Raw genomic sequence first — 22,560 nt, forward strand, 5'->3', positions numbered from 1 at the left:
TCGAGGAGGGCCAGGAAGTCAAGGAAGGCGACCTGATCGTCGTACTCGAGGCGATGAAGATGGAACAGCCGCTCAACGCGCACAAGTCCGGCACGATCAAGGGCCTGTCCGCGGAGGTCGGCGCCTCCCTCACCTCGGGCGCCGCGATCTGCGAGATCAAGGACTGATCCCGGCTCGTACGACGTTCCGAGGCGCCCGGTGGACTGGAGCAGTCAGTCCACCGGGCGTCTCCGTCTTTCCCGTCCCCCCGTGGCGGTGGTCGTGCGGCGCGGGTCCAGCCGGTGCCGTGGCGGACGATGACGAGGCCCGCGGCGCCGAAGGCGGTGGCCATCATGTGGAGGGCAGGATGGTGACCGGGTGCGGACCGACTCTGTGGCGCTCGGCGAAGGTGCGGCCCGCGCGCTGTCCGGGAAGGCCGCCGGCACCTCCTCGGTGGCATGCTGTGGTCGGACGGGGGCGGGAGAGAGGGCAGGTGGGAGTCATGGTGGGCGCGACCTCACCGGAGGCCGCGGGGGACCGGGACGGGACGGTGACGTCCGCGGCGCCCCGCGCCATGCGCGCCGACGCCCGCCGCAACCACGAGCGGCTGCTGGCCGAGGCCCGCTCCGCCTTCGCCGAGCACGGCACGGAGGCGTCCCTGGAGGACGTGGCCCGGCGCGCGGGCGTCGGCATCGGCACGCTCTACCGCCACTTCCCCAACCGGCACGCCCTGCTGAGCGCGGTCTTCGAGGACGCGGTGAGCGACCTGCTCGCCCGGTCGCGCGAGTTGCTGCGTGCCCCGGAGCCCTGCGCGGCGCTGATCACGTGGCTGCGCGAGACGGTCACGCACGCGGGCGAGTACCGCGGTCTCGCCCGGGCGCTGATGTCCGTCTCGTACGACGACTCCTCGGCCCTCGGCCGTTGCAGCGGCCCGATCCGGGAGGCGGGCGGCGCGCTGCTGACGCGAGCTCAGGAGGCGGGCACGGTCCGATCCGACGTCGCGATCGGCGACCTCCTGCAACTGACCCACGCGATCGCGCTGGCCGCGGAGGAGACGCCGACGGACCCGGACTTGGCGGACCGGCTGCTACGGCTGACGCTGCGCGGGCTGAAGCCGTAGGGCGCGGAGGGGAGGACCCGCCTCACCGCCGCCGTAAGTCCGCCACCCGCGCCCGCTCCCCCGCGCCCGGCTCACCGAGTACCGTGGCCGCCGTCCGCAGTCCCGGTCCGCCCGGGACCTGGCCGCGGCGCGGGCCTGGGAGCGGTACGTCCCGACGCTGTTGATGCCGCGCCGGGGCCGCATCACCCCCCGAGGTCCCCGCTCCGGCCACGGCGATCTGCACGCCCTGGTCGGCGAGGGCCTGGAGCTCGGTGGCCGCCCGGTCGTCGTGGGCGGGCGGCTCGTCGGTGACGAGACGCGTGATGAGGTCGGTCGGCACGGTCTGGAACATGGTGTCCGTGCCCAGCTTGGTGTGGTCGGCCAGCACGACGACCTCGGCCGCGGCCTGGACGAGAGCCCGGTCAACGGACGCCGACAGCATGTTGGACGTGGACAGCCCGCGTTCGGCGGTGAGTCCGCTGCCGGACAGGAAGGCCCGGGTGACCCGCAGTCCCTGGAGGGACTGCTCGGCACCGGAGCCCACCAGGGCGTAGTTGGAGCCGCGCAGGGTGCCGCCGGTCATCACGACCTCCACCCGGTTGGCGTGGGCCAACGCCTGGGCCACGAGAAGGGAGTTGGTGACGACGGTCAGCCCGGGCACCCGGGCGAGCCGGCGGGCCAGCTCTTGTGTGGTGGTGCCCGCCCCGACCACGATGGCCTCGCCCTCTTCGACGAAGCTCGCGGCGAGATCGGCGATGGCCGTCTTCTCGGCGGTCGCGAGATGGGATTTCTGCGGAAAGCCGGACTCCCGCGTGAACCCGCCCGGCAATACCGCACCGCCGTGCCGGCGGTCGAGGAGTCCTTCTGCCTCCAGTGCGCGCACGTCCCGCCGTACGGTCACTTCGGAGGTCTGGACGACGCGGGCGAGCTCACGGAGCGACACCGCTCCGTTCGCTCGCACCATTTCGAGGATCAATTGGCGACGTTCTGCAGCGAACACGAAACTGACAGTAACGCGGGCGACCGTCTGCTTTCAGCTGTTTGCGCCGAATAGCAGAAGTTGTTCGCACAGCAGGGCGGCGGGTGGTATAAGGCCTAGTCTCCCCGCCTATGCCGTACGCAAGCCCGGCAACTCCCCGTCATCGGCAGGGGAGTCGGTTTCGGTCGTCAGGCCTCGCCCGTGGCCTTGCGGGTGTGGAGCTGGCGGGCCACCTCGGCGATCGACCCCGAAAGCGACGGGTACACGGTGAACGCGTTCGCGATCTGTTCGACCGTCAGATTGTTGTCGACGGCGATCGAGATCGGGTGGATCAGTTCCGAGGCGCGGGGCGCCACGACCACACCGCCCACCACGATCCCCGTGCCGGGGCGGCAGAAGATCTTGACGAAGCCGTCCCGGATGCCCTGCATCTTCGCGCGCGGGTTGCGCAGCAGCGGCAGCTTGACGACCCGGGCGTCGATCTTGCCGGCGTCGACGTCGGCCTGGGAGTAGCCGACGGTGGCGATCTCGGGGTCGGTGAAGACGTTGGAGGAGACGGTCTTCAGGTCGAGCGGGGCCACCGCGTCGCCGAGGAAGTGGTACATGGCGATACGTCCCTGCATGGCGGCGACGGACGCGAGGGCGAACACCCCGGTGACGTCACCGGCGGCGTACACGCCCGGAGCCGTGGTCCTGGAGACCTTGTCGGTCCAGATGTGCCCGGAGTCGCGCAGCCTGACCCCGGCCTCCTCCAGGCCCATGCCCGCGCTGTTCGGGACCGCACCGACGGCCATCAGGCAGTGCGAGCCGGTGATGACGCGGCCGTCGGCGAGGGTGACCTCGACCTGGTCGCCGACGCGCTTGGCGGACTGGGCGCGCGAGCGGGCCATGACGTTCATGCCGCGGCGCCGGAAGACGTCCTCCAGCACGACCGCGGCGTCCGGGTCCTCGCCGGGCAGCACGCGGTCGCGGGACGACACGAGCGTCACCTTCGAGCCGAGGGCCTGGTAGGCACCGGCGAACTCGGCGCCCGTGACACCGGAACCGACGACGATGAGTTCCTCGGGGAGTTCGGTGAGGTCGTAGACCTGGGTCCAGTTGAGGATGCGCTCGCCGTCGGGCTGGGCGTCGGGCAGCTCGCGGGGGTGTCCGCCGGTGGCGATCAGGACGGCGTCGGCGACGAGCGTCTCCTCGGTGCCGTCCCCGGCCCGCACCACGACCTTGCGCGAGCCGTCGAGCGCCTGCATGCCCTCCAGGCGCCCGCGCCCGCGCAGGACACGCGCGCCGGCGCGCGTCACGGAGGCGGTGATGTCGTGCGACTGGGCGAGGGCGAGCCGCTTCACACGACGGTTGACCTTGTCGAGGTCGACCCCGACCACCCGGGCGGCCTGCTCCATCGGCGGGGTGTCGTCGGCGACGATGATCCCCAGCTCCTGGTACGAGGAATCGAAGGTGGTCATCACCTCGGCCGTAGCGATAAGGGTCTTCGACGGCACGCAGTCGGTCAGCACCGACGCCCCGCCCAGACCGTCGCAGTCGACGACGGTCACCTCCGCGCCGAGCTGGGCGGCCACCAGGGCCGCCTCGTATCCGCCGGGTCCGCCACCGATGATCACGATCCGAGTCACGTACCCCATTGTCCCGCACGGTTCAAACCGGTACCGCCCCGGGGGGCGAGAGACGCGTCACCGCTGCCCGTGGGACGGGCGGGGCCGGCGGGGCGGCTGCCGTACCCTCGTCGCATGTCGCTCTACGCCGCGTACGCCGGCAACCTCGACGCGCGGCTGATGACCCGCCGCGCCCCGCACTCACCGCTGCGGGCCACCGGCTGGCTGAACGGGTGGCGGCTGACCTTCGGCGGCGAGCACCTGGGCTGGGAGGGCGCGCTCGCGACCCTCGTCGAGGCGCCGGACTCCCAGGTCTTCGTCGCCCTGTACGACATCGCACCGGCCGACGAGGAGTCGATGGACCGCTGGGAGGGCGTCGGCCTCGACATCTACCGCCGGATGCGGGTGCGCGTGCACACGCTGGACGGCCAGGAGCCGGCCTGGGTGTACGTCCTCAACGGCTACGAGGGCGGATTGCCGTCGGCGCGCTATCTGGGTGAGATCGCGGACGCCGCGGAGTCGGCGGGCGCACCGCACGACTACGTGATGGAACTGCGCAAAAGGCCCTGCTGAGGCGGCGGGCACGCGTCAGCGGACTTGCCGGGCCCCACCCGCCGCACTCTTGGTTGGAAACGACAAGACAACGATCGCCATCCCGTGAGCTCTGCCATCTACGCGCGTAGGACCTGACCGGCTACTCTCGACCGTGTGAACGCATCTCTTCTTCCGGACGACATCCAGGGCGCCGCCCCAGCAGATCCCAGGGTCGCCGCCGACGCCGCCGCCGCGCGCCTGCGCGAACTGACCGGCGCCGAGACCCACGACGTCGCCCTCGTGATGGGCTCCGGCTGGGCCCCGGCCGCGGACGCCCTCGGCGCTCCCGACGCCGAGTTCCAGGTCACCGAGCTGCCCGGCTTCCCGCCCCCGGCGGCGGAGGGACACGGCGGCAGGATCCGCTCGTACCGGATCGGCCACAAGCGCGCCCTCGTCTACCTGGGCCGTACGCACTACTACGAGGGCCGCGGGGTGGCCGCCGTCGCCCACGGCGTCCGTACGGCGGTCGCCGCCGGCAGCAAGACCATCGTGCTGACCAACGGCTGCGGCGGTCTGCGCGAGGGCATGCGGCCCGGCCAGCCGGTCCTGATCAGCGACCACATCAACCTGACCGCCACGTCCCCGATCGTCGGCGCCAACTTCGTCGACCTCACCGACCTCTACTCCCCGCGGCTGCGCGCCCTGTGCAAGGAGATCGACCCCACCCTGGAGGAGGGCGTCTACGCGCAGTTCCCCGGCCCGCACTACGAGACGCCGGCCGAGATCAGGATGGCCCGGGTCATCGGCGCGGACCTGGTGGGCATGTCGACGGTCCTCGAGGCGATCGCCGCGCGTGAGGCGGGCGCGGAGGTACTGGGCATCTCGCTGGTGACGAACCTCGCGGCCGGTATGACGGGTGAGCCGCTGAACCACGAAGAGGTGCTCCAGGCCGGCCGGGACTCGGCGAAGCGGATGGGGTCGCTGCTGAGGCAGGTACTGGGGCGGTTGTAGGCGTTACTTCCCGGCGCCGGGTCAGGTGGTTCAGCCCGTCCGGCGTTTGAGGACGAAGCCGTTCAGGCCGAAGAGGTCTGGGGGCGCGGCCCCAAGGTACCCGCACCACGAGACGACGAGAGGTTGACCCCAACGTGCACGCCGAACTCATCGCGCAGGCCAACGCATGGCTCGCCGAGGACCCCGACGCGGAAACCCGTGACGAACTCGCCAAGCTCATCGAAGCCGGGGACCACGCCGAGCTCGCCGCGCGCTTCGGCGGCACCCTCCAGTTCGGCACGGCCGGGCTCCGGGGCGAGCTCGGCGCCGGGCCCATGCGCATGAACCGCTCGGTCGTCATCCGTGCCGCCGCCGGCCTCGCCGCGTACCTGAGGAAGAACGGCGCCACCGACGGCCTCGTCGTCATCGGCTACGACGCCCGCCGCAAGTCCGCGGACTTCGCCCGCGACACCGCCGCGGTCATGACCGGCGCCGGCCTCCGCGCGGCCGTCCTCCCCCGCCCGCTCCCCACGCCCGTCCTGGCCTTCGCCATAAGGCACCTCGGCGCGGTCGCCGGCGTGGAGGTCACGGCCAGCCACAACCCGCCCCGGGACAACGGCTACAAGGTCTATCTCGGGGACGGCTCCCAGATCGTGCCGCCCGCCGACGCCGAGATCGCCGACGAGATCGCCGCGGTCCCGTCCCTCACGGTCGTCCCCCGCCCGACCGAGGGCTGGGAGACCCTCGACGACTCCGTCCTGGAGGCGTACCTGGCGCGCACGGACGCCGTCCTCGCGGCCGGCTCACCCCGTACCGCCCGCACCGTCCACACCGCGATGCACGGCGTCGGCAAGGACGTCCTCCTCGCCGCCTTCGCCCGGGCCGGCTTCCCCGAGCCCGTCCTCGTCGCCGAACAGGCCGAGCCCGACCCGGACTTCCCGACCGTCGCCTTTCCCAACCCGGAAGAGCCCGGCGCGATGGACCTCGCCTTCGCGAAGGCCCGCGAGACGGACCCGGACCTGGTCATCGCCAACGACCCGGACGCCGACCGCTGCGCCGTCGCCGTCAAGGACGCCGGCGAGTGGCGCATGCTCCGCGGTGACGAGGTCGGCGCCCTGCTCGCCGAGCACCTCGTCCGGCGCGGGGCGCACGGCACCTTCGCCGAGTCGATCGTCTCCTCGTCCCTCCTCGGCCGGATCGCCGAGAAGGCGGGTCTGCCGTACGAGGAGACCCTGACGGGCTTCAAGTGGATCGCCCGCGTCGAGGGCCTGCGCTACGGCTACGAGGAGGCGCTCGGCTACTGCGTCGACCCCGACGGCGTACGCGACAAGGACGGCATCACGGCGGCGCTCCTCGTCACGGAACTGGCCTCGGAACTCAAGGAGCAGAGCCGCACGCTCCTCGACCTCCTCGACGACATCGCGGTCGAGTACGGCCTGCACGCCACCGACCAGCTCTCGGTCCGGGTGAAGGACCTGTCGGTCATCGCGAACGCGATGCGGCGCCTGCGCGAGCAGCCCCCGACCGAGCTGGCGGGCCTGCCCATCACCAGGTCCGAGGACCTCACGCAGGGCACCGACACGCTCCCGCCCACCGACGGCCTGCGCTACACCCTCGACGGCGCCCGCGTCATCGTCCGCCCCAGCGGCACCGAGCCGAAGCTGAAGTGCTACCTGGAGGTGGTCGTCCCGGTCGCCACGCACGCCGCTCTGCCCGCGGCCCGCGCGAAGGCGGCCGAGCTGCTGGCGGCGATCAAGCGGGACCTGTCGGCGGCAGCCGGAATCTGACCGGCGGCGGACCTGCCCGCGGCCCGGCCGCCGCGGGCAGGCGGGTCGAGCCCGTAAAGATCTCCGGGGTCCTGCTCGCCGGTCGGGCCCGGCGTCTATGCTGCCCTGAGATTTCAAGATCACCTGCGGAAAACTCACGGGGACATGAACAAGTACACAGTGATGGCCGCCGGCCTCGTCCTTTCGCTCGGCCTGGTCGCGGGCTGCGGTTCCTCCGACGGCGACGACTCCGCCGCCAGGCCGAAGGACGGCAGCTCGGCAGGACCGGACGCCGCGACGCCCAAGGGACCCGCCTACCCCGGGCCCGCGATACCCGGCCTCGCCGCCAAGCCCGCGTGGAGCCTGCCGCCCGCCGACGCCATCGACCTCGGTGACACCCTCCTGTTCGTCAAGGACGCCCAGGGCGAGTACGCCCTCGACCACGGGTACGCATGGGAGCCCGTGGACGGCTCGGTCGGCACCCTCCACTTCACCGACGACCCCGGGCCGGCCACCTTGGAGTTCCGGGACGTGAAGACCGGCGAGGTGCGCAAGACCCTCAAGGTGACGACCGACCGCGTGGCCGCCACCACCTGGCACGACGGCGTCCGGGCGGTCGCGGTGTTCGCCCGTGCCACGACGGAGTCGGACGGCCTGAGCGAGGAGAAGACCACCACGACGGTCACCGTCTACGGCAGTGACGGCGCGGAGCTGGGCAAGGCCACCGGCGAGGGCGACCAGTTCGACGTCCACGAGGGCCACATCATCGAGCAGGACGGTGACGAGAGCCTGAAGCTCACGCCCATCGACGGCGGTGCGGCCCGCGAGGTCACCTGCACCGGACAGCTGGCGAGGTGCAGCTTCGACGCGCGCAACGGTGAGATCGACGGCGGGCAGGCCCATGCGCCCTTGATCACCGGCACGTACGCCTTCCACGTGGAGAACGCGTCCAACTACGAGGACGAGCGCGAACAGCTCGTCATGACGGACCTCGCCACGGGCAGGAAAGCCTGGAGCACCGCGGACGTCACCCCGCCCGCGGGCGTGGAGCTGGACGAGGACGGCAAGCGCACCAGCGGCGCCCTCCGGGTCCTCGACGTGCGCGACGGCCGCGTCCTCACGGCCTGGGGAGCGGGCGCCTTCTCTCCCGACACCTGGGTGACGGCGACGTACGACATCGCGAGCGGCAAGCAGGTCGGCGGCTCCTCGAAGTACTCGTACGAGGACAGCCCCACCGACACCGTCAACACCGAGGGCACCTCCGTCTTCACCCCCGACCGCACCCTGGCCGCCGCTCATACGGAGCAGGGCACCGCCGTGTGGCAGCCCGCCGACGGCAAGGAGGTCTGGGCGCAGAAGGAGGGCGAGAAGGCGATGGAGCCGCTGCGCTTCTCCCCGAACGGCGTCCTCTACGGCACGACGAAGGAGGACGACTTCAGCGAGAGCGTGTTCCTCGCCATCGACGGCCGCACCAAGAAGGTGCTCGCCAAGGACCTGCCCGAGCAGAACGTCCCGCTCTTCTCGCAGCCGTCGGGGTACGGCTACGTCAGCACGGACGAGGGCTTCTTCGTGTTCCCGGCCCAGGCCCAGGGCTAGGGCGTGTGCCGGGGTTCGACCCGTCGCGACGCCCGGCCCGCTCCCCCACTGCCTCAAGGGCGTGGGAGGTGCCCCCACCCGCCGCACAGGCCGAAACCCCGAGTACGTCCGGCACGAGGACTTCCGGCCGGCACGACGAGAGCAAGCACCGGACGCCGCTCCTCGACGGGCAAACCCCGGCCGACGCGGCACCGGCCGGCCCCGGCCCGAGCGCCCAGGCCGGGGCCCGCCCAGGGTGCGGGCACCGGCCGGGTGCGCGGCCCATCGGCCCCTTGCCGACAGCCGCTGGGCGGCCGCCGCCCCGCTCCGGACCCGCTCACCCGACCGCCACCAAGATCACCAGCAACAACGCGCCCGCCAGCGCCGGCCCCACTACCTCGTAGGCCCAGCGCACGGTCATGTCGCCCTGGGCCGTCGCCGCCTTGTCCCGCGCCTCCAGCAGCGCGCGCAGGTCATCCATGATCCTGTCGGTCTCGGCGCGCAGCGGCCCGTCGTCGACGGCGTGGGCGCCCGTGAGCCCGCCGCCGAGGCCGGCGCCCCAGGGGCCCTGGGCTCCCCTGCTCCGGCGGCCCTTGCCCTCCTTCTCGGCCTGCGCCCGCGTCTGCCGCCGCGCCGCCCGGCTGCGGGCGCGCAGCGAAACGGGAACGGCCCACAGCTGGAACTTCGCGCCCGACCTGGCGAGCACCTCGTTCGAGTAGCCGGACCGGAACGTCTCGACCTGCCCCCACGGGAGCACGATCACACGGAACGGGTTGCGGATCCGCAGCCGGTCCTCCCCCGCGAAGACGGCGGGCCGCAGCGTGAAGGCCGTGATCAACGGCACCACGAGGAGCAGCGTGGCGAGCGCCAGCCACGGCGTGCGCCCCTCTCCCATGATCAGCGCGTCGATGCCGAGCCAGAGAATGATGGCGAGCAGCAGCACACCGCCGACGAGCGCCATCGGCGACCGGTAGATCCGGTCCTTGGACACGGGTGCCGAGGGCTGCGGGGCTGGTGACTGATGCTCCGGGGTCGTCATGGTCCCGATTGTGCACGACGCCTGCGACGGCGCTGGTGCGCGTGCCGCCGTGCGGGATGAGCATCTGATCCGCCTGCCGGGGTGTACAGCCGCTACGCGCGTAGATATGCTCGTCTTGTGACCATGCCCACCACTGCACCCGCTGCACCCGCTCTCGCTGACGTCACCGCGTCCGACAGCACGCTGCGCCGCTTCCTCCACGGGCTGCCCGGCGTCGACGCGGTCGGCCTGGAGGCGCGCGCCGCCTCGCTCGGCACCCGTTCCATCAAGACGACCGCGAAGGCGTACGCCATCGACCTCGCCATCTCGATGGTCGACCTGACGACGCTGGAAGGCGCGGACACCCCGGGCAAGGTCCGGGCGCTCGGCGCCAAGGCGGTCCGCCCCGACCCGACCGACCGTACGACCCCCACCACGGCCGCGGTCTGCGTCTACCCCGACATGGTGACCGTCGCGAAGGAGGCCGTCGCCGGCTCCGGCGTCAAGGTCGCCTCGGTCGCCACCGCCTTCCCGGCCGGCCGCGCCGCCCTCGAAGTGAAGCTGGCCGACGTGCGCGACGCGGTCGCCGCGGGCGCCGACGAGATCGACATGGTCATCGACCGCGGTGCGTTCCTCGCGGGCAACTACCTGAAGGTGTACGACGAGATCGTCGCCGTGAAGGAGGCCTGTGCGGCGAGCGCCCGCCTGAAGGTCATCTTCGAGACGGGCGAGCTGTCGACGTACGACAACATCCGCCGGGCCAGCTGGCTCGGCATGCTGGCCGGGGCGGACTTCATCAAGACGTCCACCGGCAAGGTCGCGGTCAACGCCACGCCCGCGAACACGCTCCTGATGCTGCAGGCGGTCCGCGACTTCCGCGCCCAGACCGGGGTACAGGTCGGTGTGAAGCCGGCGGGCGGCATCCGCACCAGCAAGGACGCGATCAAGTACCTCGTCCTGGTCAACGAGACCGCCGGCGAGGACTGGCTGGACAACCACTGGTTCCGCTTCGGCGCCTCCTCGCTTCTGAACGACCTGCTGATGCAGCGGCAGAAGCTGGCCACCGGCCGCTACTCCGGCCCCGACTACGTGACGGTGGACTGAGACCCCATGAACATGGAAAAACTGGCATCCGCATTCGCATACGCGCCGGCCCCCGAGTCCCGCGCGATCGTCGACATCGCGCCCTCGTACGGCCTGTTCATCGACGGCGAGTTCACCGAGGCGGCCGACGGCAAGGTCTTCAAGACGGTCTCGCCGAGCACCGAGGAGGTCCTCTCCGAGATCGCGCAGGCCGGTACCGAAGACGTCGACCGCGCGGTCAGGGCCGCCCGCAAGGCCTTCGGGAAGTGGTCGGCGCTGCCCGGCTCCGAGCGCGCGAAGTACCTGTTCCGCATCGCCCGGATCATCCAGGAGCGCAGCCGCGAACTGGCCGTCCTGGAGACCCTGGACAACGGCAAGCCCATCAAGGAGACGAGGGACGCCGACCTGCCCCTCGTCGCCGCGCACTTCTTCTACTACGCGGGCTGGGCCGACAAGCTCGACCACGCCGGCTTCGGCACGAACCCGAAGCCGCTGGGCGTGGCCGGCCAGGTCATCCCGTGGAACTTCCCCCTGCTGATGCTGGCGTGGAAGATCGCCCCGGCCCTCGCGACCGGCAACACGGTCGTCCTGAAGCCGGCCGAGACCACCCCGCTCTCCGCCCTGTTCTTCGCGGACGTCTGCCGCCAGGCGGGCCTGCCCAAGGGCGTCGTCAACATCCTTCCCGGATACGGCGACACGGGCGCCGCGCTCGTCGCCCACCCGGACGTGAACAAGGTCGCCTTCACCGGCTCCACGGCCGTCGGCAAGGAGATCGCGCGCACGGTCGCGGGCTCCCGCAAGAAGCTCACTCTCGAACTCGGCGGCAAGGGTGCCAACATCGTCTTCGACGACGCCCCGATCGACCAGGCCGTCGAGGGCATCGTGAACGGCATCTTCTTCAACCAGGGCCAGGTCTGCTGCGCGGGCTCCCGCCTGCTGGTCCAGGAGTCGGTCCAGGACGAGCTCCTCGACTCCCTCAAGCGCCGCCTGTCCACCCTCCGCCTCGGCGACCCGCTGGACAAGAACACGGACATCGGTGCGATCAACTCCGCCGAGCAGCTCTCCCGCATCACCTCGCTCGTCGAGCAGGGCGAGGCGGAGGGCGCCGAGCGCTGGTCCGCAGCCTGCGAGCTCCCGGCCTCCGGCTACTGGTTCGCTCCGACGCTCTTCACGAACGTCACCCAGGCGCACACCGTCGCCCGCGACGAGATCTTCGGCCCGGTGCTGTCCGTGCTGACGTTCCGCACTCCGGACGAGGCCGTCGCCAAGGCCAACAACACGCCGTACGGCCTGTCGGCGGGCGTCTGGACGGAGAAGGGCTCCCGCATCCTCGCGGTGGCGAACAAGCTCCGGGCCGGCGTCGTCTGGTCCAACACGTTCAACAAGTTCGACCCGGCCTCGCCGTTCGGCGGCTACAAGGAGTCGGGCTTCGGCCGCGAGGGCGGCCGCCACGGCCTGGAGGCGTACCTCGATGTCTGAGAAGTCCGAAACGTTCGAGCGGCTTTCCGTCTTCAAGACCTACAAGCTGTACGTCGGCGGGAAGTTCCCGCGTTCCGAGAGCGGCCGGGTGTACGAGGTGACGGACTCGAAGGGCAAGTGGCTGGCGAACGCACCGCGGTCCTCCCGCAAGGACGCCCGGGACGCGGTGGTCGCCGCCCGGAAGGCGTTCGGCGGATGGTCCGGCGCGACGGCGTACAACCGCGGCCAGATCCTCTACCGCATCGCCGAGATGCTGGAGGGCCGCCGCGACCAGTTCGTCCGCGAGGTCGCCGACGCCGAGGGCCTGTCCAAGTCGAAGGCCGCGGCCCAGGTGGATGCGGCGATCGACCGCTGGGTCTGGTACGCGGGCTGGACCGACAAGATCGCCCAGGTGGTCGGCGGCGGCAACCCGGTGGCGGGACCGTTCTTCAACCTGTCCTCCCCCGAACCGACGGGCGTGGTCGCGGTCCTCGCCCCGCAGGAGCCGTCCTTCCTGGGCCTGGTCTCCGTCGTCGCCCCGGTGATCGCCACCGGCAACACGGCGGTCGTGATCGCGAGCGAGAAGTCCCCGCTCCCGGCCCTTTCCCTGGGCGAGGTGCTGGCCACCTCCGACCTGCCCGGCGGCGTCGTCAACGTCCTGTCGGGCCGTACGGCGGAGATCGCGGCCCCGCTGGCCGCGCACCAGGACGTCAACGCGATCGACCTGGCCGGCGCCGACGACGTACTGGCGAAGGAGCTGGAGACCGCCGCGGCGGACAACCTGAAGCGGGTTCTCCGTCCACAGCCTGTGGATTACGCGGCGGCGCCGGGCACGGAGCGCATGACGGCGTTCCTGGAGACGAAGACGGTCTGGCACCCGACGGGGTCGCTGGGGGCGTCGGGCTCCTCGTACTGAGCCCCACGAGACCGGAGAGCCGCGCTCCCCTTTTCTGGGGCTCGGTTCACCTCCGGGGCGCCTCAGCCGGTGTCGAGAGCCCGACCGTGCTCAGCCCTTCGGGCCTCCGCGCGCTCGGGCTCTCGACACCGGCGCGCCCCTTCGGCTCACTCGCCCCTGCCGCAATGTCAGCCGCCCAGCAGCCCCGTCACCTGCCCCACCACCGGCACGCTGCCGATCGACTGCGCCTGCGCGACCGGTCCGGTGAGGGACTGCGAGGACAGCGGCTGGAAGTCGGCGAGCTGGGTGGCCACGCCGTTGTCGAGCGGGTCGACGCCGGTGCCGGCCAGCGGGTTGGGCTTGAGGGCCGCGATCGGGCCCGTGGTGTACCCGACCGCGCCGGTCAGCGTCTGCAGGCCGGCCTGAGGGTCGACGTCTCCGAGCGAGGCGGGACTCGTACCCATCAGGTCCGCGACCGGATCGGTGTCCGCCGACGCGGTCGCCGCGCCTGCTCCCAGCGCCACGCCAGCGGTCGCGAGGGCGACCAGGGCGCGCTGGACGGTCGGAGTGCGGGGGAACGCGTGTCGGGCCATGTCTGCTGCCACCTTCTGCATGCACCGGGTAATCAGGTCGACACGAAGGGTAGTTGAGGTGTGACGCACGCTTCAAAGCCGACCCGCGGGGTCGTTCGGGCCCGGGCCGATGCTTCACACTGGTGTCCCGTGAGCTCCCATCCACCCATAGCGACGCGGGTCGTGCTGCTCTGCGGCCCCTCAGGCTCCGGCAAGTCCCTCCTCGCCGCCCGCTCCGGCCTCCCGGTCCTGCGGCTCGACGACTTCTACAAGGAGGGCGTCGACCCCACGCTGCCGCTGGTGGCCGGGAGCTCCGACATCGACTGGGACCACCCGGACTCGTGGGACGCCGACACGGCCGTCGCCTCGATCGTGGAGCTGTGCCGCACAGGCCGTACGAAGGTTCCCGTGTACGACATCTCGCTCAGCGCCCGCACCGGCACCGAGTCGGTCGACGTCGGGCGGACCCCGCTGTTCATCGCGGAGGGCATCTTCGCCGCCGAGATCGTCACCCGCTGCCAGGAGCTCGGCGTGCTGGCCGACGCGCTCTGCCTGAGCCGCGGCCCGGTCCGGACCTTCCGTCGGCGCTTCCTGCGGGACCTTAGGGAGGGCCGCAAGTCGGTGCCGTTCCTGCTGCGCCGCGGCTGGCGCCTGATGCGGCTCGAACGCTCGATCATCGCCCGCCAGACCGCGCTGGGCGCACACCCCTGCGACAGGGACGAGGCCCTCGGCCGCCTCGCCGCCGCGGGCCGCCGCCCGGCCGCGGCATCGGCGGGCTGAACGAGCCCCGACGTCGCCATCGCCGTGGGGAACTCGCCCACTGACGTGCGGTTCATGCGCGTGTACAAGCCCGTGCACACACCCTGACGCACACGGAAGCGGGACTGGACGGCCCCCCCGGCCGTTCAGTCCCGCTGCCTTTGTGCTCCCCCGTGGTGCTTCCCCCGTTGGTCCCCCGTGACCCCCGTTGGTCCCCCCCTGCTTACCCCCCGTTACTTGCTCCCCCCCAACCTTCAGGCCACGAGCTCGCCGAAGGCGTTCTCCTCGTCACGGCCGAAGCTGAGGACCTCGTCCTCGCGCAGCCGGCGGAGCGACCGCCAGATGCTGGACTTCACCGTGCCGACACTGATGCCGAGGATCTCCGCGATCTCCGGATCGGTCCGGCCCTCGTAGTAACGCAGGACCAGCATGGTGCGCTGGAGCTCGGGCAGCCGGGCCAGCGCCTGCCACAGGACCGCGCGCAGTTCGGTGCCGCGCATCGCGTCCGTGTCGCCGGGCGTCTCCGGCAGTTCCTCGGTCGGGTACTCGTTGAGCTTGCGGCGCCGCCAGGCGCTGATGTGCAGGTTGGTCATGGTGCGGCGGAGGTATCCGCCCACCGCCGCCTTGTCACTGATCCGGTCCCACGCCTTGTACGTCGAGAACAGCGCGCTCTGCAGCAGGTCCTCGGCCTCGAAGCGGTCACCGGTGAGGTGATAGGCGGTTGCGTACAGGGAGGCGCGGCGCTCCTGTACGTAGGCGGTGAACTCCGCCTCCGACAGGGAACGACGCTCCCCCGTGGCCTCCCCGTACACGGCTCCCCCGTGAGCCGTGGCGCTTCCCTCGTTGTGCGTGTCAACCACCGTCATGTACGCGGTGTGCTGACGCCCGGCGCCGCGAGCGCACCCCCGCCCGCTCACGGCACCGGACTTCTCGGAACCCCGGGTGACGTCGTGCAGACGCGTGATCACTGCGCTATTGCTGGTGCTGTGCAGCGTGTTCATCTCGCGCCCCCCGTCGTGGACTTCCCGGCGTTCTGCTTGGTTCGACTTGCTTCCTTGCCTGTGCCGAAAAGCTTGCCCGGGCGACTTCATGGCCGTGTCCGCCGACTGTCACAGACCTGTCACAGGGGTCCCTCTCAGACCCTTCACAGGGGGCTCACGGGCCGGTGCCGTAAGGACGGACGCAAGGGTCGGGCAACCGGTTGCACAGGTCCCTGCGGAGTCTTCGCGGACTGTTCGCCGCAGACAGAGCTCCCCCACAGGTCGAACCGCACCCCCTCCATGGGCCAGAATGAGCCCGTGCCTTCCCTGTTGCTGATCGAGGACGACGACGCCATCCGAACGGCCCTGGAGCTCTCACTGACGCGCCAGGGACACCGTGTGGCCACAGCTGCCACCGGTGAGGACGGCCTGAAACTGCTGCGTGAGCAGCGGCCGGATCTGATCGTGCTGGACGTGATGCTGCCCGGCATCGACGGGTTCGAGGTGTGCCGGCGCATCCGGCGCACGGACCAGTTGCCGATCATTCTGCTGACCGCGCGCAACGACGACATCGACGTGGTCGTCGGGCTGGAGTCCGGTGCCGACGACTACGTCGTCAAGCCGGTCCAGGGGCGGGTGCTGGACGCCCGGATCCGGGCCGTGCTGCGGCGCGGGGAGCGGGAGGCGAACGACTCGGCGACGTTCGGTTCGCTCGTCATCGACCGCGCGGCCATGACCGTCACCAAGAACGGGGAGGACCTGCAGCTCACGCCGACCGAGCTGCGGCTGCTGCTCGAGCTGAGCCGGCGGCCGGGGCAGGCCCTGTCGCGGCAGCAGCTGCTGCGACTGGTGTGGGAGCACGACTACCTGGGTGACTCGCGGCTCGTCGACGCGTGTGTGCAGCGGCTGCGCGCCAAGGTCGAGGACGTGCCCTCGTCCCCGACCCTGATCCGGACCGTGCGGGGCGTGGGCTACCGGCTGGACACGCCTCAGTGACCGAAACGCAAGGGGGACTCCGCGGCTGGGCCGCGACTCGTAAGGGAGTGTGGTCGCGGCTGCGGTTCACCAGTCTGCGGCTGCGGCTCGTCGTCGTGTTCGGCCTGGTGGCGCTCACCGCCGCCGTGTCCGCGTCCGGTATCGCCTACTGGCTCAACCGCGAGGCCGTGCTCACCCGCACCCAGGACGCCGTGCTGCGCGACTTCCAGCAGGAGATGCAGAACCGCGCGGGCGCCCTGCCCGAGAACCCGACGCAGGACGAGCTTCAGCACACCGCGGGTCAGATGGCCAACAGCAGCCAGCGCTTCAGCGTGCTGCTCGTCGCCCAGGACGCGAGCGGGCGGACGGTCTACGGCAACTCCGGTGCCCTCGACGGCTTCACCCTGGAGGACGTGCCCGCGTCGCTGCGGGCGGCCGTCGGCAAGGAGCAGCCGGTCAACTCCCACAACAAGTACGCCTACCACCTGTACTGGCAGCGGGTCGTCGACCACGACACCCCGTATCTCGTGGCCGGCACGAAGATGATCGGCGGCGGCCCGACCGGCTACATGCTCAAGTCGCTCGAGCCGGAGGCCAAGGACCTCAACTCGCTGGCCTGGTCCCTCGGCATCGCCACCGGCCTCGCGCTTATCGGCTCCGCGCTGCTCGCGCAGGCCGCCGCGACAACCGTACTGAAGCCGGTGCACCGGCTCGGCATCGCCGCCCGCCGTCTCGGCGAGGGCAAGCTGGACACCCGGCTGAGGGTTTCGGGAACCGATGAACTGGCCGACCTTTCCAGGACGTTCAACAAGACGGCCGAGGCGCTGGAGAAACGGGTGGCGGACATGGCCGCGCGCGACGATGCCTCCCGCCGCTTCGTCGCCGACATGTCCCATGAGCTGCGTACCCCGCTGACCGCCATCACCGCCGTGACCGAGGTGCTGGAGGAGGAGCTGGAGGCGGAGTCCGGGAGCATGGATCCGATGATCGAGCCCGCCGTACGGCTCGTCGTCAGCGAGACCCGGCGGCTGAACGACCTCGTCGGGAACCTCATGGAGGTCACCCGGTTCGACGCCGGCACCGCCCGGCTGGTGCTGGACGACGTGGACATCGCCGACCAGATCACCGCGTGCATCGACGCGCGCGCCTGGCTGGACGCGGTCGAGCTGGACGCCGAGCGGGGCATCCACACCCGGCTCGACCCGCGCCGCCTCGACGTGATCCTCGCGAACCTCATCGGCAACGCCCTCAAACACGGCGGCTCGCCGGTGCGGGTCGCGGTCCGCCTGGCCGAGGACGAACTCGTCATCGAGGTGCGGGATCACGGACCCGGCATCCCCGAGGACGTCCTGCCGCACGTCTTCGACCGGTTCTACAAGGCGAGCGCCTCGCGCCCGCGCTCCGAGGGCAGCGGACTCGGTCTGTCCATCGCCCTGGAGAACGCCCACATCCACGGCGGTGAGATCACCGCCGCCAACTCCCCGGAGGGCGGTGCGGTGTTCACCCTGCGGCTGCCGCGGGACGCGTCGGCGCTGACGGAGCAGCCCGCCGACGGCGACGAGGACACGAAGAAGGGCGACGCCTGATGAACGTACGTCAGCTGCTGGCGTTCCCCGTGCTCGCCGCCGTGCTCACCGGGTGCGGCATCCGGGCCACCGAGGTGCCGACCGACTTCGGCCCGGCGCCCTCCCGCGTGCGCTGCTCGCTGTCCGAGCCGGACGCCTCGACGCAGGACTCGCGCGGGCTGCCGGTGCAGGTGTTCCTGCTGTGCGGCTCGTCGCTGGTGGCCGTCGACCGGACCGTGCGCGTCCCGGACGGCACGGCGGACACCGAGCGGCGGGTGCTCGTGGCGCAGGGGCTGCTCGACGAGCTCGCCGCGACGCCGTCGCCCGCCGAGAAGGAGGCCGGGTACAGCACGGACGTCCGCGGCGGCATGACCGTGGGCGGGCCGCGCCCCAGGGACCCGGAGGACGCGCTGCGGCTGAGCACCCCGCCCGGCGAGCTCACCTCGTACGCTCTCGCCCAGGTCGTCTGCACGTTCTCCGACTCGGCGGCGGCCGAGGGCGACGGCTCCGTCATCCTCGGCGGCCCCGGCCCCCGTCCGCTGCGCCGCTACGAGTGCACCGACGAGGTACGGGCGCGACCGGGGAGCACTGAGCCGCCTTCGACGGAGGTGTGAGGCGAGGGCGCCGACGTACGAGGCGGGGGTGTCTTCCCCCGAGGTGCGAGACGAGTGAGCCGAAGGAGCGCGCCCCGGAGGTGAACCGAGCCACAGGAAAGTGGGGGAACCGATCGTGCCGGGAGACGCGTCTAGGGGGGCGTGCAGCGTCAAGGCTCCATCGGCGGCAGTTCCGCGATACGCATACGTGTGGCAGGGGGTGTCCTCCTCGTCGCCCATCTCGCGTTCGTCGCCTGGTTCACGTTGCGCCCGCTGGACGTCCCCTGGGTGATGCCGCCCAATGTGCATCCGCTCGCCGGTATCCGCGCCGATCTCGCGCTGGGCTGGCAGGAGGGCGCCCGGCGCATCGGCGAGGGGCTGGCTCTGCTCGCACCGCTGGGCGTCCTGCTCCCGATGGCCGACGGCAGACTCTGGGTCTTCCCGCTCGGCTCCCTGGTCCGTACGGTCGCCGCCGGTGCCCTGGTCTCACTGGGCATCGAGCTGTTGCAGACCAGCGTGCCCGGTCAGGTCGTGGACGTCGACTCGCTGCTCCTCAACACCGTGGGAGTGGCCCTCGCGCATGTCGCCGTCGTGCCCGCGTCCCGCGCCTGGCTCCGCCGCAGGTCCCCCTCACGGCGGCGGCCGGCCGTCACCCAGGAGGACACGTCTCAGGGTCGCACCCCGACGATTCCCAGGGTCGGCATCGCACCGTAGAGCGACGCTTTGTCCGCTTTGGCGCCGTAGCGTGGAAGGCAGATGGGCATTCATTCCGCCCACACCGACAAACGCCCACGGCCGCCCAAGGCCCCCTGCGCCAACGCGTCGGCCGCGAGTGAGCCGAAGGGGGCGCGCCGGTGCCGAGAGTGCGAACGCGCGGAGGCCCGAAGGGCTGAGCGCGATCGCCGTCTCGACACCGGCTGAGGCGCCCCCGTAGGCGAACGAGCCGAAAAATAGAGGAGCGTCGAGAATGACCGCCCTTGCACGCCCCACCAACGGCCGCATGATCGGCGGAGTCTGCGCCGCGCTGGCACGGGGCTTCGTCACCACCCCGACCACGGTGCGCGTGATCTTCCTTGTCTCCTGTCTGCTGCCGGGCCCGCAGTTCCTGCTCTACATAGCGCTGTGGATCCTGCTTCCCTCGGAGGACAAGGCGCGGTCGCCCTGGTAAGCCCCGTGCCGTACGTACGCCGGTGAGGCGCACCCCGTGTCCGAAGGGTGCGCCCCACCGGCGGGTTCACCGGGCGCCGCTCAGTCGATCGGCATGGTGTGCAGGAGGCCGTCCGAAGGCAGGTCGTTGCCGATCGGCATGGTGTGCAGGAGGCCCTCCGAGGGCAGGCCGTCCGTCGGCAGGCTGTGCGTGGGCAGGCCGTGCGTGGGCAGGCCGTGCGTCGGCAGGCCCTTGCCGGCCGGCAGTCCGCCGAGCAGCCCCTTGACCGGCGCGGCCGGGCCGTCGGTGAGCAGCTTCTGCGTGGCCGGCTGAGCGGCGGCGAGACCCACACCGGCCGCGTTCTGCCCCTGGGCCAGCGCCTGGCCGGCACCCGGCAGCGTGCCGGTGATGTTCTCCGCCGGGAGCGTCTGGTTGATGCCGTTGAGCGCCTGGGCGGCGTCGGGGCCGACCGGGGCGGCGTTCGCGGCGCCCGCACCGGCGGCGGCGAAGGCGGCACCGAGGGCGGCGACGCCGAGAGTCTTGGCAGCAGACTGCTTCATGAAAGTGCGTCCTCGAAATGGGATGACGGGGATGTGAGCGGTCCAAGACCGTAAACATGCCGAGCCGCCCGCCGCAAACATCGAAATGCGGAAGGACTGTGAAAATCCGCCCGCATTCCGTTTCTCCCGTTCCCCCCGATCAGTCCTCCACGTCCGCAGAACCGCTGGTGGAAGCGGTCTGCTGGAACAGCCATTCGGACTTCAGCTCGGCATATCCGGGCTTGATGACGTCATTGATCATGGCGAGTCGTTCATCGAAAGGAATGAACGCTGATTTCATCGCATTGACGGAGAACCACTGCATGTCGTCGAGCGTGTAACCGAATGCCTCGACAAGGTGCTCGAATTCCCGGCTCATGCTGGTGCCCGACATCAGGCGGTTGTCGGTGTTCACGGTCGCGCGGAAGTGCAGTCGGCGCAGCAGCCCGATGGGGTGCTCGGCGAACGAGGCAGCCGCCCCGGTCTGGAGGTTGGAGCTGGGGCACAGCTCCAGCGGGATCCGCTTGTCCCGGACGTACGAGGCGAGCCGCCCCAGTTTCACCGTGCCGTCCTCGTGAACCTGGATGTCGTCGATGATGCGCACGCCGTGCCCGAGCCGGTCGGCGCCGCACCACTGCAGGGCCTGCCAGATGGACGGCAGCCCGAAGGCCTCGCCCGCGTGGATGGTGAAGTGGTTGTTCTCGCGCTTCAGGTACTCGAAGGCGTCCAGGTGCCGGGTCGGCGGGTAGCCGGCCTCGGCGCCCGCGATGTCGAAGCCGACCACGCCCAGGTCGCGGTAGCGGTTGGCGAGTTCGGCGATCTCCAGGGCTCGGGCCGCGTGGCGCATGGCGGTGAGCAGGGCACCGACGCGAATGCGGTGGCCGTTCGCCCGGGCGAGCCGTTCTCCTTCCCGGAAGCCCTCGTTGACGGCCTCGACGACCTCTTCGAGGCTCAGCCCGCCGCCGAGGTGCTGCTCGGGGGCGTACCGCACCTCGGCGTAGACGACCCCGTCCTCGGCGAGGTCCTCGGCGCACTCGGCGGCGACGCGCACGAGGGCCTCGCGGGTCTGCATGACGCCGACCGTGTGGGAGAACGTCTCCAAGTACCGCTCCAGGGATCCCGAGTCGGCGGCCTCACGGAACCAGACGCCGAGCTTGTCCGGGTCGGTCTCGGGGAGGTGGGAGTAGCCCATATCGCGGGCGAGTTCGACGATGGTGCCGGGGCGCAGCCCGCCGTCGAGGTGGTCGTGCAGCAGAACCTTGGGCACCCGGCGGATCTGGTCCGAGCTCGGGGTGTTCCCCATCCGGTCAGTCTGGCTCGTCATTTCCGCACTCTACCTCCTACGCGCGTAGATCACCTGCTGTACGAATCCGTCGATACGTAACGGTGACCACGCGGACTGGTGGCGTACACCCTCGCTTCTGACACTGTTCTGTCATGGCACAGCAAGCGACACCGGTTCGCACGGCCCGGCTGGGGAGGGCGATCGGCCCGGAGCCGACGGCCGTGAGCGGGGTGGTGCTCCTGCTCCCGGGCGGCGACGTGGTCTCCGGCCGCAGGCCGTCCCCGATGATGGCGAACGTGTCCGTACGCGCGTTGGGGCGCCGTCTGGCCCGCGCGGGCCGGGACGAGGGCCTGGCCACGCATGTCGTGCACTACCGCTACCGCGGCTGGAACGGCACCGAGGCCCATCTGGCCGCCGACGCGTCCTGGGCCGCCGACGAGGCGGTACGGCGGTACGGCGACGTCCCCGTGTGTCTTGCCGGAATCGACATGGGCGGCCGCGCGGCGCTGCACTCGGCTGGGCACGAGGCCGTCAACTCCGTTCTGGCGATGGCCCCTTGGTTGCCAGAGGAGGACGCGGCCGCGCCACCCGAACCGGTGAAGCAGCTGGCCGGCCGACGGGTGCTGATCGTGCACGGCACCAACGACGAGCGCAGCGACCCCGAGCTGTCCTTCCGGTTCGCGGCGCGCGCGAAGAAGGCGAACCGGGACGTGTGCCGGTTCGAAGTCCACTCCGACGGCCACGCCTTGAACCAGCACCGCAACGAAGTCCACGCTCTCGCCGAGGACTTCGTCCTGGGGGTGCTGTTCGGGCGGGCCTTCTCCCGCCCGGTCGAGGACGCGCTCGCCGCACCACCGCCACTGGGCCTGCGGATGCCACTGGCGGCGGGCTTCGGACGGTCACTGCGGCGGTAGCTGCGACGCAGGCGCGCCCGCTGTGCCGTTGTCACCGCGTCCGGCCCGCGCCCCACGCCGAGCGGCGACTGGGACGCCGCCTCGGGCTGACGGTGGGGCCGGGCGGGCGCCGCCGGCAGGGGCGGCGGGCCACAGCGGGCAACGTCAGCCGACGCGGCCGGGCGGGCCTACCGGCGGACCGGGAGGCCCCAGCAGGCGCCGCCATGGGCGGCAGACCCCGGGAGGCGGTGCCAGCCGACGGGGCGGGC

Annotated in this window: 22 protein-coding genes and 1 pseudogene; 16 read left to right on the plus strand and 7 right to left on the minus strand. The window is 71.4% G+C overall.

Annotated elements, in window-relative coordinates; genetic code table 11:
- Window positions 1-167: acyl-CoA carboxylase biotin carboxyl carrier protein subunit (locus ACZ562_RS07285; RefSeq protein ID WP_471175650.1), on the plus strand; the 167-nt coding region annotated here is incomplete at its 5' end.
- A gap of 386 nt (window positions 168-553) precedes the next feature.
- Complete coding sequence (locus tag ACZ562_RS07290) at window positions 554-1,099, plus strand: TetR/AcrR family transcriptional regulator (RefSeq protein WP_471175652.1); 546 nt, start codon at window positions 554-556, stop codon at window positions 1,097-1,099.
- A gap of 22 nt (window positions 1,100-1,121) precedes the next feature.
- Here the strand turns inward: ACZ562_RS07290 and ACZ562_RS07295 are convergent, their stop codons facing one another.
- Both ACZ562_RS07295 and ACZ562_RS07300 read right to left on the minus strand, forming a co-directional pair.
- Complete coding sequence (locus ACZ562_RS07295) at window positions 1,122-2,078, minus strand: DeoR/GlpR family DNA-binding transcription regulator (protein WP_471174843.1); 957 nt, start codon at window positions 2,076-2,078, stop codon at window positions 1,122-1,124.
- Window positions 2,079-2,245: 167 nt separating this feature from the next.
- Window positions 2,246-3,694 (minus strand): NAD(P)H-quinone dehydrogenase, encoded by a 1,449-nt coding sequence (locus tag ACZ562_RS07300; protein ID WP_471174845.1) that lies wholly within the window; start codon window positions 3,692-3,694, stop codon window positions 2,246-2,248.
- 105 nt (window positions 3,695-3,799) lie between these two features.
- Here ACZ562_RS07300 and ACZ562_RS07305 point away from each other — a divergent pair, with 105 nt between their 5' ends.
- From ACZ562_RS07305 to ACZ562_RS07320, 4 genes are all read left to right on the plus strand, one after another.
- Window positions 3,800-4,237: a gamma-glutamylcyclotransferase family protein gene (locus ACZ562_RS07305; protein ID WP_471174847.1), complete on the plus strand. Its 438-nt coding sequence runs from the start codon at window positions 3,800-3,802 to the stop codon at window positions 4,235-4,237.
- 135 nt (window positions 4,238-4,372) lie between these two features.
- Window positions 4,373-5,209: a purine-nucleoside phosphorylase gene (locus tag ACZ562_RS07310; protein WP_471174849.1), complete on the plus strand. Its 837-nt coding sequence runs from the start codon at window positions 4,373-4,375 to the stop codon at window positions 5,207-5,209.
- A 134-nt stretch (window positions 5,210-5,343) separates the two neighbouring features.
- Complete coding sequence (locus tag ACZ562_RS07315) at window positions 5,344-6,975, plus strand: phospho-sugar mutase (RefSeq protein ID WP_471174851.1); 1,632 nt, start codon at window positions 5,344-5,346, stop codon at window positions 6,973-6,975.
- 144 nt (window positions 6,976-7,119) lie between these two features.
- On the plus strand, window positions 7,120-8,550 hold the full coding sequence (locus ACZ562_RS07320) for a hypothetical protein (protein WP_471174853.1): 1,431 nt from the start codon (window positions 7,120-7,122) through the stop codon (window positions 8,548-8,550).
- A 316-nt stretch (window positions 8,551-8,866) separates the two neighbouring features.
- On the opposite strand, the gene ACZ562_RS07325 is transcribed toward ACZ562_RS07320, so the two are convergent.
- On the minus strand, window positions 8,867-9,568 hold the full coding sequence (locus ACZ562_RS07325; RefSeq protein WP_471174855.1) for a PH domain-containing protein: 702 nt from the start codon (window positions 9,566-9,568) through the stop codon (window positions 8,867-8,869).
- Window positions 9,569-9,691: 123 nt separating this feature from the next.
- Here ACZ562_RS07325 and deoC point away from each other — a divergent pair, with 123 nt between their 5' ends.
- The 3 genes from deoC to ACZ562_RS07340 are packed head-to-tail and all read left to right on the plus strand — an operon-like array spanning window position 9,692 to window position 13,004.
- Window positions 9,692-10,651, plus strand: coding sequence for a deoxyribose-phosphate aldolase (gene deoC / locus ACZ562_RS07330; RefSeq protein ID WP_471174857.1), 960 nt, complete (start codon window positions 9,692-9,694; stop codon window positions 10,649-10,651).
- A gap of 21 nt (window positions 10,652-10,672) precedes the next feature.
- The gene (locus tag ACZ562_RS07335) at window positions 10,673-12,109 is read left to right on the plus strand and encodes an aldehyde dehydrogenase family protein (RefSeq protein ID WP_471175654.1); all 1,437 of its coding nucleotides are present in this window, start codon (window positions 10,673-10,675) and stop codon (window positions 12,107-12,109) included.
- Window positions 12,102-13,004: an aldehyde dehydrogenase family protein gene (locus ACZ562_RS07340; RefSeq protein ID WP_471174859.1), complete on the plus strand. Its 903-nt coding sequence runs from the start codon at window positions 12,102-12,104 to the stop codon at window positions 13,002-13,004. Before ACZ562_RS07335 ends, ACZ562_RS07340 begins: the two co-directional genes overlap by 8 nt.
- Before the next feature lie 167 nt (window positions 13,005-13,171).
- On the opposite strand, the gene ACZ562_RS07345 is transcribed toward ACZ562_RS07340, so the two are convergent.
- Complete coding sequence (locus tag ACZ562_RS07345) at window positions 13,172-13,576, minus strand: hypothetical protein (RefSeq protein ID WP_471174861.1); 405 nt, start codon at window positions 13,574-13,576, stop codon at window positions 13,172-13,174.
- Between the two features lie 60 nt (window positions 13,577-13,636).
- Here ACZ562_RS07345 and ACZ562_RS07350 point away from each other — a divergent pair, with 60 nt between their 5' ends.
- On the plus strand, window positions 13,637-14,335 hold the full coding sequence (locus ACZ562_RS07350) for a uridine kinase family protein (RefSeq protein WP_471174863.1): 699 nt from the start codon (window positions 13,637-13,639) through the stop codon (window positions 14,333-14,335).
- 233 nt (window positions 14,336-14,568) lie between these two features.
- Here ACZ562_RS07350 and ACZ562_RS07355 read toward each other — a convergent pair whose 3' ends face one another.
- A complete protein-coding gene (locus ACZ562_RS07355) occupies window positions 14,569-15,315 on the minus strand; it encodes a SigE family RNA polymerase sigma factor (RefSeq protein ID WP_471174865.1) in 747 nt (248 codons plus the stop codon).
- Window positions 15,316-15,612: 297 nt separating this feature from the next.
- On the opposite strand from ACZ562_RS07355, the gene afsQ1 reads away from it, so the two are divergent.
- The 5 genes from afsQ1 to ACZ562_RS07380 all read left to right on the plus strand — a co-directional run bounded on the left by afsQ1 (window position 15,613) and on the right by ACZ562_RS07380 (window position 19,595).
- On the plus strand, window positions 15,613-16,290 hold the full coding sequence (gene afsQ1 / locus ACZ562_RS07360) for a two-component system response regulator AfsQ1 (RefSeq protein ID WP_471174868.1): 678 nt from the start codon (window positions 15,613-15,615) through the stop codon (window positions 16,288-16,290).
- A complete protein-coding gene (locus ACZ562_RS07365) occupies window positions 16,287-17,855 on the plus strand; it encodes an ATP-binding protein (protein WP_471174870.1) in 1,569 nt (522 codons plus the stop codon). The genes afsQ1 and ACZ562_RS07365 overlap by 4 nt, the downstream gene beginning before the upstream one ends.
- Window positions 17,855-18,448, plus strand: a complete 594-nt coding sequence (locus tag ACZ562_RS07370; protein WP_471174872.1) for a hypothetical protein — start codon at window positions 17,855-17,857, stop codon at window positions 18,446-18,448. The genes ACZ562_RS07365 and ACZ562_RS07370 overlap by 1 nt, the downstream gene beginning before the upstream one ends.
- Before the next feature lie 141 nt (window positions 18,449-18,589).
- Window positions 18,590-19,141: a VanZ family protein gene (locus ACZ562_RS07375; protein ID WP_471174874.1), complete on the plus strand. Its 552-nt coding sequence runs from the start codon at window positions 18,590-18,592 to the stop codon at window positions 19,139-19,141.
- A 253-nt stretch (window positions 19,142-19,394) separates the two neighbouring features.
- Window positions 19,395-19,595: a PspC domain-containing protein gene (locus tag ACZ562_RS07380; RefSeq protein ID WP_471174876.1), complete on the plus strand. Its 201-nt coding sequence runs from the start codon at window positions 19,395-19,397 to the stop codon at window positions 19,593-19,595.
- Between the two features lie 191 nt (window positions 19,596-19,786).
- On the opposite strand, the pseudogene ACZ562_RS07385 reads toward ACZ562_RS07380, so the two are convergent.
- Together ACZ562_RS07385 and ACZ562_RS07390 are read right to left on the minus strand one after the other, a co-directional pair.
- Window positions 19,787-20,134 (minus strand): annotated as a pseudogene (locus ACZ562_RS07385) (ATP-binding protein); the annotation flags it as partial.
- 139 nt (window positions 20,135-20,273) lie between these two features.
- Window positions 20,274-21,437 (minus strand): adenosine deaminase, encoded by a 1,164-nt coding sequence (locus ACZ562_RS07390; RefSeq protein WP_471174878.1) that lies wholly within the window; start codon window positions 21,435-21,437, stop codon window positions 20,274-20,276.
- Between the two features lie 113 nt (window positions 21,438-21,550).
- Here ACZ562_RS07390 and ACZ562_RS07395 point away from each other — a divergent pair, with 113 nt between their 5' ends.
- Window positions 21,551-22,312 (plus strand): prolyl oligopeptidase family serine peptidase, encoded by a 762-nt coding sequence (locus ACZ562_RS07395; RefSeq protein ID WP_471174880.1) that lies wholly within the window; start codon window positions 21,551-21,553, stop codon window positions 22,310-22,312.
- Window positions 22,313-22,560 lie beyond the last annotated feature (248 nt).

This window comes from Streptomyces sp. NPDC040410, assembly GCF_055595715.1.